Origin of the sequence: Mucilaginibacter sp., from assembly GCF_036568825.1 — a bacterium.
Lineage (GTDB): Bacteria > Bacteroidota > Bacteroidia > Sphingobacteriales > Sphingobacteriaceae > Mucilaginibacter.
Genome location: NZ_DATCRU010000026.1, coordinates 32,616 through 46,655, shown reverse-complemented (window position 1 = coordinate 46,655; position 14,040 = coordinate 32,616). Strand labels below are relative to the sequence as shown.

General features: G+C 43.0%; 11 protein-coding genes. 10 read left to right on the top strand and 1 reads right to left on the bottom strand.

The annotated features are described in order from the left end of the window. Positions 1-121: 121 nt before the first annotated feature. Positions 122-775: a BON domain-containing protein gene (locus VIM89_RS05215; protein WP_488155075.1), complete on the bottom strand. Its 654-nt coding sequence runs from the start codon at positions 773-775 to the stop codon at positions 122-124. 229 nt (positions 776-1,004) lie between these two features. On the opposite strand from VIM89_RS05215, the gene VIM89_RS05210 reads away from it, so the two are divergent. The 10 genes from VIM89_RS05210 to VIM89_RS05165 all read left to right on the top strand — a co-directional run bounded on the left by VIM89_RS05210 (position 1,005) and on the right by VIM89_RS05165 (position 14,022). Further along, a complete protein-coding gene (locus VIM89_RS05210; RefSeq protein ID WP_488155074.1) occupies positions 1,005-1,460 on the top strand; it encodes a pyridoxamine 5'-phosphate oxidase family protein in 456 nt (151 codons plus the stop codon). A 25-nt stretch (positions 1,461-1,485) separates the two neighbouring features. Beyond that, on the top strand, positions 1,486-1,671 hold the full coding sequence (locus VIM89_RS05205) for a hypothetical protein (protein ID WP_488155073.1): 186 nt from the start codon (positions 1,486-1,488) through the stop codon (positions 1,669-1,671). Between the two features lie 118 nt (positions 1,672-1,789). Continuing rightward, on the top strand, positions 1,790-2,830 hold the full coding sequence (locus VIM89_RS05200) for a zinc-dependent alcohol dehydrogenase family protein (RefSeq protein ID WP_488155072.1): 1,041 nt from the start codon (positions 1,790-1,792) through the stop codon (positions 2,828-2,830). Positions 2,831-2,841: 11 nt separating this feature from the next. Then, positions 2,842-5,004 (top strand): phosphate acetyltransferase, encoded by a 2,163-nt coding sequence (pta, locus tag VIM89_RS05195; protein WP_488155071.1) that lies wholly within the window; start codon positions 2,842-2,844, stop codon positions 5,002-5,004. Between the two features lie 811 nt (positions 5,005-5,815). Then, complete coding sequence (locus VIM89_RS05190) at positions 5,816-6,361, top strand: hypothetical protein (RefSeq protein WP_488155070.1); 546 nt, start codon at positions 5,816-5,818, stop codon at positions 6,359-6,361. A 248-nt stretch (positions 6,362-6,609) separates the two neighbouring features. After that, a complete protein-coding gene (locus VIM89_RS05185) occupies positions 6,610-7,188 on the top strand; it encodes a carboxymuconolactone decarboxylase family protein (RefSeq protein WP_488155069.1) in 579 nt (192 codons plus the stop codon). Positions 7,189-7,224: 36 nt separating this feature from the next. Then, positions 7,225-10,158 (top strand): SusC/RagA family TonB-linked outer membrane protein, encoded by a 2,934-nt coding sequence (locus VIM89_RS05180; RefSeq protein WP_488155068.1) that lies wholly within the window; start codon positions 7,225-7,227, stop codon positions 10,156-10,158. 17 nt (positions 10,159-10,175) lie between these two features. Next, a complete protein-coding gene (locus VIM89_RS05175) occupies positions 10,176-11,477 on the top strand; it encodes a RagB/SusD family nutrient uptake outer membrane protein (protein WP_488155067.1) in 1,302 nt (433 codons plus the stop codon). Between the two features lie 7 nt (positions 11,478-11,484). Next, positions 11,485-12,951 carry an alpha/beta hydrolase-fold protein gene (locus VIM89_RS05170; protein WP_488155066.1) on the top strand — a complete coding sequence of 489 codons (1,467 nt, stop codon included), beginning with the start codon at positions 11,485-11,487 and terminating at the stop codon, positions 12,949-12,951. 18 nt (positions 12,952-12,969) lie between these two features. Continuing rightward, positions 12,970-14,022: a cobalamin-independent methionine synthase II family protein gene (locus VIM89_RS05165; protein ID WP_488155065.1), complete on the top strand. Its 1,053-nt coding sequence runs from the start codon at positions 12,970-12,972 to the stop codon at positions 14,020-14,022. Positions 14,023-14,040 lie beyond the last annotated feature (18 nt).

The following is a 14,040-nucleotide window of genomic DNA, read 5'->3' as shown; positions in this document are numbered from 1 at the left end:
TGTTAATTATTAACTATTATACCATAAAATCGAAATAACCTGATTGTCATTACATTATAAACTTCGTCCCGATTGAAGACTATATCACCTGTACCGTAAAGCCTCAAGCACAAGCACTTTATTAATAAGAAATCACTATTTTATCTTCTACCAGGGCAACTCCCGGCGTCGACCAGGCGGCGTGGGCTATTGTTTTACGCTCATTCCATGACCTTGCACTTCCCTTGAGAATGACATGGTCACCAATGGTTTCGACCCTGATGTTATCGGCTTCCAGATCGGCTTTGCGTTCGAGAGCTTTCTTAATGTTTTCTTTGATGTTGTCTGATTGCACACGTGGTTTCACGGTAATTTCATTGCTGACACTCCTAACGCCTTTCAACTCGCGGATTGCATTTATGACAGCTTCCTTTTGAAAATTCCAATCGACTTCGCCGCTCAGGTGAACAAAGCCATTTGTTACCTTGATCTTGATCTGTTCATCGGGAATAACGGTGTTCCAACGCAAAGTACTTACAACGCTGGCGGCGACCTCGGTATCCGTAAGTTTATCGCCTTCGCCTAATTGAACAACAAGCTCTTCGGCCACAGCTTTCACCCCTTTAACACGCAAGGTTGCATTTTCAGCAGCAAATTTTTTTGCGTAGTTTGATACGGTCCCTGTTAAAGTAACGACTCCATTTTTTACCGCAACGCCTATTTCAGTTGCATTAAGCATCGGCTCCCCTTTGAGTTCAGCCATTACATCTTCTTGAATTTCTGAATCGGTTTTCATAATACTGAATTTTAATTAACTCGTTTTATCTTCAAATTTTAGATGATTATTTCATAAATCCATTGACGTTGGTCACTTAATCAATTGATATTAAACACAATCCATTTACAAACTGCTTTATTATGCTTTATTTACAGGAAAGTGATCTACATCATTTTAGCTGATGACTGGGGTCATGGAGGCTGTGCTACTATCCGAATATTTTTGTATTAATTCAATCAAAAAGAATATGTTAGGACAACTCAATGAAAAACAGATCGAAGGTCTGTTGAGGGAGCAGGTGATCGGCAGGCTCGCTTGTCATTACAACGGTGAAAGTTATATAGTTCCGTTAAACTATGTGTATAAGGATGGGATGATATACGCTCACTCCGGCCCTGGTAAAAAAATAGATATGATGCGCAATAGCCCCCGGGTATGCTTTGAGGTGGAAGATATAGAAAGTATTTTCCAATGGCGCTGTGTTATTGTTTGGGGCGCATTCGAAGAAATATCTGACGAAGATGAAAAACAGCAGGTCCGTCAGCTCTTAACTCACCGGCTTATGCCACTGGTTTCTCATCCGCAGCACCACGCATCACATGGAATTGCAGCAAATGAACTTGATATTGATACACGGATCGATCCGATAGTATACAAGATCCGTGTCGAAAAATCTACGGGCCGATTTGAAAGGGCGAATTAATACTTATTTAAATCAGATAGATAAAATGGAAGACAAGGTAAAAAAAATGCAGAGTCCCGGGTCAGTAATATATGGCATGGGATTTTTAGGTGCGCTTGTTTATTTTATCGTACATGCCATAAGTTTTTGGGCGGGCGCTTTGGGAATCATTAAAGCTATATTCTGGCCCGCATTTGTTATTTACAAGGTACTGGAACTGCTGAAACTTTAGAAGAAATTGTTTGCATTTTGGCAAGCAGATAAAAACGGACTTACATCATTCCATATCATGACCACCGTCATTTATTATCTGCCACATTCCGGTCAACTTTGCATCCAAAACATACATTATGAAAGCACTTGTTTATCACGGGCCGGGCAAAAAAACATGGGAAGAAAAACCCCAGCCGGCAATCATAAAACCCACTGATGCAATAGTCAAGATTTTGAAAACCACAATCTGCGGCACAGATTTGCATATTCTGAAAGGCGATGTGCCTGAAGTGACTGATGGCCGCATTATTGGACATGAAGGTGTTGGGGTTGTTGAAGAAGTCGGGACGGCTGTCAGTAATTTCAAAAAAGGCGACCACGTTCTTATCTCCTGTATCACATCTTGCGGCAAATGCGGCTATTGCAAAAAAGGGATGTACTCCCACTGCGAAGATGGCGGCTGGATATTAGGGCACCTGATTGACGGTACCCAGGCTGAGTATGTGAGGATACCGCATGCAGACAATAGTCTTTATCCTATTCCGGCAGGAGCCGATGAAGAAGCACTGGTAATGTTAAGCGATATTTTGCCAACCGGTTTTGAATGCGGCATTTTAAACGGACAAGTGAAACCAGGAGATATTATTGCTATTGTTGGCGCAGGGCCAATCGGGTTGGCTTCGTTGCTAACAGGTTTATTCTACTCCCCGGCGGAGATCATCATGATCGACCGTGATGAAAACCGGCTGGAAGTGTCCAAAAAATTTGGCGCTACTCAAACTATTAATTTCGAAAAAGAAGATCCCATTACCAAAATCAAAAGCCTGACAGATGGTAAAGGAGTTGACGTGGCCATCGAGGCAGTTGGCGTACCCCAATCCTTTGAACTCTGTGAGTCGATAATCGCTCCGGGTGGTCATATAGCCAATATCGGCGTACACGGAAAAAGCGTTAATCTTCATCTTGAATCGTTATGGGCTCAAAATATTACCATAACAACACGTCTTGTAGATACAGTATCTACCCCAATGCTTTTAAAAACAGTTAATGGAAAAAAATTGCAGCCGGAAAAGTTGATCACTCACCGATTCAAATTAGGCCAGATATTAGATGCTTACGATACTTTTGAGCATGCTGCAGATAAAAAAGCTTTAAAAGTCATCATTTCTCAGGGTTAAGCAAATATTTTATGGCAAGATCAGTATATGTGCTTAGCACTGAAGCCGACAGTGGAAAATTTGTGGTTTCCCTGGGGTTGATGAATATGTTTAAGAAAAGCTTTAGAACTGCTTATTTAAAGCCTGTGATCACTTGTATAAAACCAGGCGAAGAAGACCCGGATATCCGAACGATTAACAACTTCTTTTTGCCTGGCACTGATGCCGGAAATTACTTTGCTATTAGTGGTGACTACTGCTCGGTAGAGGCCATGGATCGTGGTGAGCTTATCGATACCATTATCAGTAAATACAAATCCCTGGAAAAAGATCATGATTGGATTATTGTGCAGGGGACGGATTATGTTAACACTGCGGGCCCTTTTGAAGTTGGACTCAATTTAGAAATAGCGGAAAACATCGGTGCTCCAGTATTATTGGTTATCAAAGGTGATAATAAGAGCGAAGCCGAGATAACAGCAGAGGCTGATGAAATATGTTTTCAACTGGTTAGCAGAAGTATTCCCCTGGCCGGAATTATCGTTAATAAGGTCACACCCGCTCTGACAAAAAATTTATTTGGCTTACTCCAAAATAAATTCAGCGATAAATTATTACTTAGCGTAATCCCTGGCGTTAAAGAATTGAGCAGTCCTGCAATGGCTGAGATTTGCAATGTTGTAAACGGATTTCTCCTGTCAGGCAAGGAGCGTTTATTAAATCCGGTTTCGCAGATAATCGTCGGAACAGCTTCAGTAAAAACATTGTTCAGGCAGGTGGATGGCTCAGCGCTTATTATTACATCCGCCGACAGAATTGACCTTATCAAGGCCTCAATAGTTTCAAATCAATCCGGCAATAAATGCGTTGCCGGTTTGATAATAGCTGGCAGCATCAAACCAAATGCCCAGCTTTTAAAACTTGTGGAAAAAACGGATTTGCCGGTAATTTTTTCACAGGATACTGTATTCGAGGTGATATTATCAATTGGACGTGTCAGGTCACACATTTCTTTTGAAAACACATATAAAATACGCCAGGCTATAAAAACATTTGATAAATGGGTGGCAAAATCAGCTCTGGAAAAGCATCTCAAACAAAAATACCCTAACACCATTACCCCGCATATGTTTCAATTTCAATTGGTTGAACTGATAGGGAGATCTAAAGCGCGTATAGTTTTACCGGAGGGCGAAGACCCCAGAATATTGAAAGCTGCAGCCCGTATAATTTCTCTAAAACTTTGTGAAATTATTTTAATGGGGCAGCCAAATAAAATTGAGTCGCTCATACAACAGCATCAGATTAACTTAGATTTGAATCAAGTAGAGATTGTCGATCCAATTAATGATCCGGAATTCGAAGTTTATTCAGAGAGGCTTTATGGGTTGCGCAAAAATAGCGGAATATCACGTGATACCGCTGCCACATTGATGTCGGACGCTTCCTATTTCGGGACCATGATGGTGTATTCCGAACGCGCAAATGCTATGGTCTCAGGCGCTGTTCATACAACCAGGCAAACTATCAAGCCCGCTTTGGAATTTATTAAAACAAAAGAAGGGAAACAACTTATCTCTTCCATATTTTTCATGTGTCTGCCCCGCCGGGTTGTTATATTCGGCGACTGTGCAGTCAACCCAAATCCTACGGCTGAACAATTAGCAGAAATTGCTATTTCTTCTGCAGAAACTGCCCGACTTTTCAATATTGAACCGCGAATAGCAATGATATCCTACTCGTCAGGGCAATCAGGAGTCGGAGAGGATGTCGAGAAAGTACGACGCGCCACCGATATAGCAAAAAGCAAGCGACCCGATCTTGCTATTGAAGGCCCTATTCAATATGACGCCGCAGTGAACCCATTGACAGCCAAAGCCAAGCTACCGGATTCAAAGGTGGCGGGCAATGCTACTGTATTGATATTCCCTGATTTAAATACCGGCAACTCAATTTATAAAGCTGTTCAACAAGAAACCGGTGCTATGGCTATAGGCCCTATCATGCAGAACCTTAAAAAACCGGTAAATGATCTGAGCCGCGGGGCGACTGTAGATGATATTTTTAATACTATCCTGGTAACACTGGTACAATGTGGACAAAAGGAGAAAGAACAGCCCAACCTAACTAAAGGTGTCGTCGGAATTGACGAATCCTTTGTTGGAATTCATCGTCAACCTTTGGTCAGGCAGTAGTGAATATCTTTTCTTTATGCTTTCGGATGAAGGTCCAAAAGGGTAATTATCTTTGCATCTACTGCTGAAACTAATGCAACCCGGGCAAAGCAGTTATTCGATAAATTCAATAAACAGCACATCGAGAACGCACCGGTCAGGATTTTCATAATGCCAGCGGATGAAGAAAACATCAACTGGTTATAAAGAAGTTTTCGACCAAACGGAAATTATGTGAAGTGATTAGAATCACTTTTTATATCGGTGCTAAAAATAATATTGTTATCGGCCTGCTGTAAAGCATGGTCAGCGGAAAGGCACCATGGAGGTACTTTCAAGTTGGTTAGAGTCCCTTTACGCGAGGTAAAGGGACATCTTCTTTGTCGATCTGACAAACTATCATAATTAATTAACAATGCTCTCAAGTATTAGGCAACGGTCAGTCGTCGCAAATCTTCTAAAAAGGGGTTCGAAAAGCTTCCCCTACGGCTACTACAAGGGAGTACTCTATCAGGAGTGTTCCCTTTTTTTATATCATAAATGTTTGGCATATATGCTATTAGCACTGAGTCACATGCTGGTTCGATATTCTTCAGTAAAAGTCCTATTTTTTATCTCTGAGTTCAAAAATAGAGTTATAGCATAATCTTTTCATTTTTTGGGGTTCGATTTCCCCTTGGGGTTACTGGTTTTGCAATCATGCATACTAAAGTTCCGAGAAGTATCACATTGTCTTGTCATCAATACCTATTGCACCATTATTTTCTGATTCAAATTTGTATTTTCAAATATTTAAAATACCTTTAGTATCGAACCCATTTTACCTTTTTAATTGAAAAAGCTATTCGCCACATTAATGGTTGCCGCAATTCTGTTCAATGCAGGTGGATATGACTTGTTTTTTCAATACATGATGTACCGGTCGGATGTAAAGGTTTTCGACAAGATCAACAACAATCATTACAGACGTTCGGACTTGGTAGAGGTTAAAATACCCGTCAACATGCCTACGCAACAAGACTGGGACGGTTATCAGGCAATCAGCGGCCAGGTTGAGGTTAAAGGAATTCGATATGACTACGCTGAAATCAAAATCACACACAACATGCTATACCTCCGTGTGGTACCTAACACGGATCTAACTAAATTGGTTAAAGCAAAAGTACTTTACGGGAAACTGGTTAACGACTTGCCGACTTCTAACACCAAGCACTCTAATAACCCTTTAACTAAAAAGAGTTTAAGCGAAAGCGAATACCTTACATTTGCCTATACTGGTTCGCCGGGAATGATGATTAAAAAGCTCAATTACAGCTTTAAATCCGCCGATGTCCTGAAACCCACACTCGAAGTTAGCGGTCAGCCACCCGAAGCTTAATCCCTTTCCTGATTCATTTTTACATTTTTTGTTTTGACAGTTACTACTGCTCGATGTTCGTGCACATCTAAATATGCAATATCTGTGAGAACAAAAATGCAATACCCTGATTTAGGAACTCTCTAATTATTGTGCCCTTTTATGGTTGCGACGCTATTGGCTTCAATAGATCATAACAAGGCCGATTGCAATGCCGGATGATTGACAGGCTCTGTCTATCATCTCTTCATCAATTAAAAATTTTAAAGATGCCACATATTAAGGTAAATCCTGATTTACCGGGAATAAGGTCATTAATGGCCTTTAGTCCGGAAACTGCCGAACCCATGGGGGTTTTGGCAAACCTGCTTTTAAGAACAAACGAAGGCCTTACCATGGCCGAAAGGGAATTGATTGCAACTTATGTATCCCATTTAAATGATTGCTTTTATTGCCAGCATTCGCATGGTGCCATAGTTACTTGTTATTTAAATGACAATAACGAACTGGTAGATGAGGTGATAAAGAACCTTGATGATGCCCCTATATCAGATAAAATGAGAGCCTTGCTGCGCATTGCGGGCAGCGCCCAAAAAGGAGGCAAACTGGTAACAACTGAGCAAGTAGAAACAGCAAAGCAATGCGGAGCAACCGATAAGGATATCCATGATACGGTACTGATCACAGCTGCCTTTTGCATGTTCAACCGCTATGTGGATGGCCTGGCTTCCAATACGCCGTCTGATTTGTCTACTTATCCCCTGAGAGCAAGACAAATTGCCGAGAATGGTTACGGCAACCACATTTTCGCAAATAAGCAACCTGTTGCTGACAAGCAAGAAATATGAACTAAAATTTAAACTATTCATTCAACCCAAATCACAATGAGAAAGAAATTACTCTACTTATTAATATGGTCGCTCATGGCCGTATTCCCATTTACTCTATTTGCGCAAAACCGAACCGTGAGCGGTACAGTAACGGCTGCTAATAATACGCCGATACCCGGCGCTACGATTACAGTAAAAAGTACAACCCAGGCAACCACTACCGATGCCAATGGGAAGTTCACCATCCGGGTACCGGATAATGCTGTGCTGATTGTAAGCATCATCGGCTATAAAACACAAAACGTCAATACAGCCGGTAACACTACGTTTAATATCAAACTTGAAGAAGACGTATCGCGCCTGGATGAGGTAGTGGTAACGGGTTTGGCAACTTCAGTAAAAAGAAAGAACCTTGCCAATGCCGTCGAAGCGATCGGTGCAAAAGAATTAAACGGTGTTGCGCCTGCACAAACATTTGATGCAGCGTTGGAAGGAAAGATCACCGGCGCAAACATCAATGCCAACTCCGGTGCCCCGGGCGGTGGTATCTCTATAAAGTTACGCGGGGTGACTTCTGTTTACGGAAATACCCAGCCGCTGTATGTTGTAGATGGTGTCTACCTTGATAACTCGGCAACATCCGGAGGGTTAAATGCGGTGACACTGGCAGGCAGCACTGGCCCTACATCTACCCAGGATAACCCTTCGAGCCGTATAGCAGACCTAAGACCAGAAGATATTGAGAACATCGAAATATTAAAAGGTGCATCTGCCGCAGCTATTTATGGTTCAAAAGCAGCAGGTGGAGTGGTTATAATAACTACCAAAAAAGGGAAACAGGGCAAAACCAATGTAACGTTGGCGGAGGATATAGGATTTTCGAGCCCTATCAAACTATTAGGTGTCCGTCAATTTACTGCACAAACCGCAGCCACCTTGCCGGGCGATTCAGCTAGTCTGGTAAATGCATTTAACACAGCTCAATCCAAAGGACAGATATACGATTATGAGAAAGAAGTTTACGATCATAAACCATTAACCACTAACACCCATGTGAGTATGAGTGGCGGTACTGAAAAAACAGGTTTCTATTTTTCAGCCGGCCATGAGAACGACGGTGGTATAGTAAACAACACCGGTTATGAAAATACCAGTGTCCGCCTCAACCTAGACCATAAACTTACTGATGATATCAAATTTGGGGTAACTACCAATTATATCAATTCATCAGCCGATAGAGGGATTTTTGGTAATGACAACTCGGGAACAAGTATCGGCATAGCTCTTTCATCAACGCCTGGCTTTGTACAGTTGCACCCGGACGCCAGCGGAAACTATCCTAATAACCCGTTCGCTGCATCAAACCCTTTGCAAACCATCGCCCTTATGACCAATAATGAATCAGTGAACCGGTACATTATGGGCGGCAACCTGGAGATCAATCTGCAAAAGAGCGATAAAAGCAATACCAAATTCATCGGTCGCGGTGGTTTCGATTTTTATAACCTGGAGACAAACGTGATTATGCCAAGCGTATTACAGTTTGAAGCCATAAACAAAGGGCAATCGATACAAGGCTTTACCAAAAACCTGAACACCAACTATATTTTCTCTTTGGTAAATACCTGGTCGCCATCCAGTAAATTATTGTTAAACACATCGGCGGGCATTACCCAGGAAACCGGTAATTACAATAACTTGCTTAATGTCGCCAGCCAGGTGATCTCTGGTCAGTCAAATGTTGACCAGGCAGGAGCATTAAGCGCAACGCAACTCCGCACCAAATATCTGAATAGCGGAATCTTTATACAGGAAGAAGCCACCATAGTTAACTCTATCACCTTGACCGGCGGCTTGCGTTTTGACCGCTCAAGCAATAACGGCGATATTTCCAAATACTACTTATATCCAAAAGGCGGTATCTCCTGGAACTTGACCGACATGGGTTTGATCAAACAGGGATTGTTTGAAAGCATTAAACTGAGAGCAGCTTACGGACAGGCAAATAACGTACCTGCTTATGGCAGTAAATTCACTGCGTTTGGTATATCGAACATTTCCGGTTATCCAGGCCTGCTTGTAAACACCGTTGCGGGTTCATCAGACATTAAACCTGAAAGACAAAATGAATTTGAAACAGGTATTGACTTCAGCTTATTGAAAGGTCGTTTAGGTTTTGAATTGACTTATTACGCTAAGGATATCAATGACTTCCTGCTATTGACTACTCCCCCGCCTTCATCAGGTTTTGCACAACAATGGATCAACGCGGGTAACCTCACCAACCATGGTATAGAGTTAGGAATGAACGCAAGGCCGGTTGAGGCAAAAAATATTGTTTGGAATACCTCGGTTAATTTCTGGCTCAACCGTTCGAACGTTACTAAACTAATCGTTCCACCGGTACAGCTGGGATCAGTAGGCGGTGTTTTACTGGGAGAATACCAGATAGAGCAAGGCAAATCCGCCTCGCAGATCATAGGCCTTAACGGACAGGGCGTAGGTGTTTTAGGTAATGCTGAACCTCGCTTCCAGATGAGCACTTATAACGAGATTACCTTCTTTAAAGACTGGAGCCTTCGCTTTCTGGTACATTGGAAATACGGAGGCCAGAACGTGGACGTGACTTATCTTGAAAACGTATTTGGCAGCACAAGTGCCGACTATGATAAAAAGACTCCATCAGGTCTGCCTTTAGGCGTTACCGAGTTAATGAAAGTAGGTTCCGACGCGCACCAAACAGTTGAGAACTCTTCTTACCTGCGTTTTAGGGAAATAGGATTGTATTATACTATCCGCAAAATGCCGATGTCTTATATCAAATCGGTCAATGTGGGCGTATCTCTGCACAACTATATCACTGTAACCAAATACCGTGGTTACGATCCTGAAGTTTCCAATTTTGGTACCGGCTTTTCACAAGGTATAGATATCGATCCATATCCATCAAGCAAGCAAGCCGCCCTGCACGTTTCACTTAATTTCTAATCCTTAAAACGATGATCATGCAACGAAATATTAAAATCTACATAACATTATTCTCTGTCTCGCTTCTTCTTTTGGGTTCATGCAAAAAAGATTATGGCGACCTGAATGGAGAAACCATTGAAGACCTGACCAAGAACGCTTCACAGGCGCAATTAAATAATCTGGTAAGCGGCACCGAGTCGGGCATGAGAACCTCACTCAGTTTTTACCTGGATGACGTAAGTATTATTGGCCGTGAAACCTATCGATTCTCTAACTCAGAGCCGCGATACGTTCTCGACCTTCTGGGTGCTAACGGCGCTACATTACAAGGTGCCAACTTCTATATTACTTTCCCATGGGCCGCCAGGTACAGTGTAGTAAAGAATTGCAATATCCTGCAGCAGGCTGCTACTAATTCCACACTGATAAACAGTGCACAAAAATCAGGCTATATCGGTTTTGCACGCACCATAAAGGCTTATCAGCTTTTGATGAACCTTAACCTGACTTACAACAACGGCATCCGTGTAAATGTAGTCGACCCAACTCACCTGGGACCGTTTGTTGATTATAAAGGTGGCCTTGCTGCCATTACCGCTCTGCTCGATTCTGCTAAAACTGACCTTAGCAATGCGACCATATCTTTCCAGTTAGCCGGCTTTACCGGGTTGGATGATGCAGCCGGATTAACCAAATTCAACCGGGCGCTTGCTGCAAGGGTGAGTTTATATCAATCAAACTGGCAAACGGCATTGGATGACGTGAATGCGTCCTTCCTTAACCTGACCGGCAACTTTAACACCGGAGTCTACCATATTTTTGGAACAGGCTCAGGTGACCAGTTGAACCCGGTGTTTATCCCTCAAAATCAGAATGGCGAAATACGGGTGGCACATCCATCTTTTGCAGCCGATATACTAGCCGGGGATGACCGCATCAACAAAACATCCCTTCGTACCTCAGTTGCATCGCTTAGCGGGCTTAGCAGCGATCGCGATGTATGGTTGTATACGACCAGCACAGCGCCAATTGGCATCATACGAAACGAAGAATTGATACTGATCTACGCCGAAGCCAACATCCAGCTTAACCACTTTACCGAAGCTGTAAATGCGCTTAACACTATAAGAAATGGCCACGGGTTGGGGAATTATAGCGGTGCAGTAAACCAGGCTGCCTTGATCACGGAATTACTGTATGAGAGAAGGTATTCATTGTTCTTTGAGGGCCATCGCTGGATCGACCTACGGAGATATAACTTGTTAAATACCCTGCCTATCGACAGAACAGGCGACCAGGTATGGTCAGAGTTCCCATTGCCGGTAACCGAACAATAAAATCATTATGAAACCAATCCTAAAAACCCTATTACTTATTTCTGCGTCCATGGCCTCCCTACAGGCCATGGGCCAGAAATTTACTGCCAGTTTCACACCTGAAGCATCTGGTGAAAACTTTTCGGGTAAGGTTATTTTATACCTATCGAAAGAGTCGAAGAGCCCAAAAGATGATATGGTGGGCGTTCATAGCTTTCCATGCTTTTCCGTTGACGTTAAGAATGTGAAGCCGGGACAAAAGGTGGTATTTGACGATGCTGCCCTATTCTATCCCACTGTCCTTTCCGATATTGAGAGAGGTACTTACTATGCACAGGTAGTTTGGGATAAAAATGAAGGGGGCCGCTCAATTGGCGAAAGTCCGGGCAATTTATATAATAATCCGATTGTAGTAAACATTACCAAAGACAGGGCGAAATCTTTTGACATCGTTTGTGGTGAAGTAATCAAAGGACAATCTTTTACCGAAACAGAATTTATAAAAGAGTTGAAAGCGCCATCCAAATTGCTGACAGCTTTTTACAAACGACCTACTTCGGTAAATGCTGCTGTGCTATTGCCAAAAGAGTATTACAGTCAACCTAACCGCAAATTCCCTGTGCTGTACTGGATATCAGGTTATGGGGGGGATTATCATGGCTATTCTGGCAAGAACGCCCCGAGCGAACCGCTTGATACAACTGCCTGCATCCGCGTTTTCCTTGACGGAAATTGCTCTGGTGGGCATTGCGTATATGCCAACAGCGATAATAACGGCCCCTGGGGCGATGCTTTAACACAAGAGCTTATACCGCTTGTAGAAAAAACTTATCGTACCAATTCAGCGCGGTTGCTAACCGGCCACAGTAGTGGTGGCTGGACGGTTCTATGGCTGCAAACACATTATCCTAAAATTTTTGCGGCGTGCTGGTCAAGCTCGCCTGACCCGGTTGACTTCAGGAGCTTTCAGCAGGTAGATCTCTACAGCGATAAAAACATTTACTACGGCAAAGACAGCACGTTGCGCGCAGCGGGCACCATTGCCGGTCGTTTCCCGTGGATCACCATGAAAAACATGTGCTCGATGGAACACGTGATCTATCGTGGTGAGCAGATGCATTCGTTCAATTTTGTATTCAGTACCAGGAACCCGGATGGCACACCACGCAGTCTTTGGAACGATGAGACGGGTGATATCGATCCGGTAACATTTGATCACTGGAAAAATTACGATATCTCGCTTTACCTGAGAAGTAACTGGCAACAATTAAAACCTGATTTGCAGGGGAAGATCCGTGTAACCGTAGGTAGCCTGGATAACTTTCTGCTGAACTATTCTGTGCAATTACTGGAAGGCGAAATGAAAAAGCTGGATGCCGGGTTTGTATTTGGATATTTTTCTGCGGATCATTTTACGATACATACACCTGAATACAGGCTGGCCGGATACCGCTTCCTGGAGCAAAAATATAACGAGTTGGGAATAAAGAATTAATATCATAAAGCATATACCATGAAGATACCTACCGAACCAATAGGCAGCATCCCAAGGCCGGATGAATTGATCGACGCGCTTGCCGGAAAGCCTAACAGCGCACCCTTTGACGCGCTTTATGAACGTGCTATTGATGATACCTTAACGGAATTTGTAAAAACAGGTTCGCCGGTTATCACAGATGGTGAGCAGACCAAATCGAGCTTTGCTACTTACCCGCTTGAAGGATTAACCGATCTGGCTTCAAACGGGGTTACCATCAATTTTGACGATGGGCATACGCGGCAATTGCCTATATTAACCAGTGGTCCTTTCAAGTATGGGACCTACGCGGTGAAATATCTGAACGCAACAAAAAAGAAAACCGATATGCCGGTCAAGCAAGCTGTAATTTCAGCTTCTGCATTAAGTTTGATCTATCCTCAGGACGGTATACCAGGCTATAGTCAAACTGAATTTCTTAATGATCTGCTTAATGAATGTGAGAAAGATATCCGCCAATGCCTGAAGCATGGTGCTTACAAAGTGCAAATGGATTTTACCGAAGGCAGGCTATCATTAAAGCTCGATCCGACTGGAGGCGTTTTGAAACATTTCATTGGCCTGAACAACCAGGTTTTTGACCGCTTCAGTAAAGAAGAACAGCAAAAGTTGGGTGTGCATGTATGCCCGGGCGGTGATCATGATTCGACCCATAGCGCTGATATTGATTATGCAGATTTCCTGCCGGAACTTTTTAACTTGCATGTGGGCAGTTTCTACCTGCAATTGGCCAGCGAGCCGGACAGGGTTAAAGTGCTGAAAATTATCAGGCAGCATCTTAAACCTGGTCAAACTGTATTTATCGGTGTGATCGATGTGCTTAACCCGATAGTAGAGACCAAAGAAACTGTGCGTGACAGGATACTGGAAGCGGCAAAATATATCCCGTTACAACAACTGGGCACAACCGACGACTGCGGATTCTCACCATTCTGCGATGATGTATCCACCAAACGCGAGACCGCCTTTGCCAAAATAAAGGCCCGTGTAGAAGGAACCCGGCTAGCTGAACAAGAACTATTTAATTAACCAATACAACACAACTGC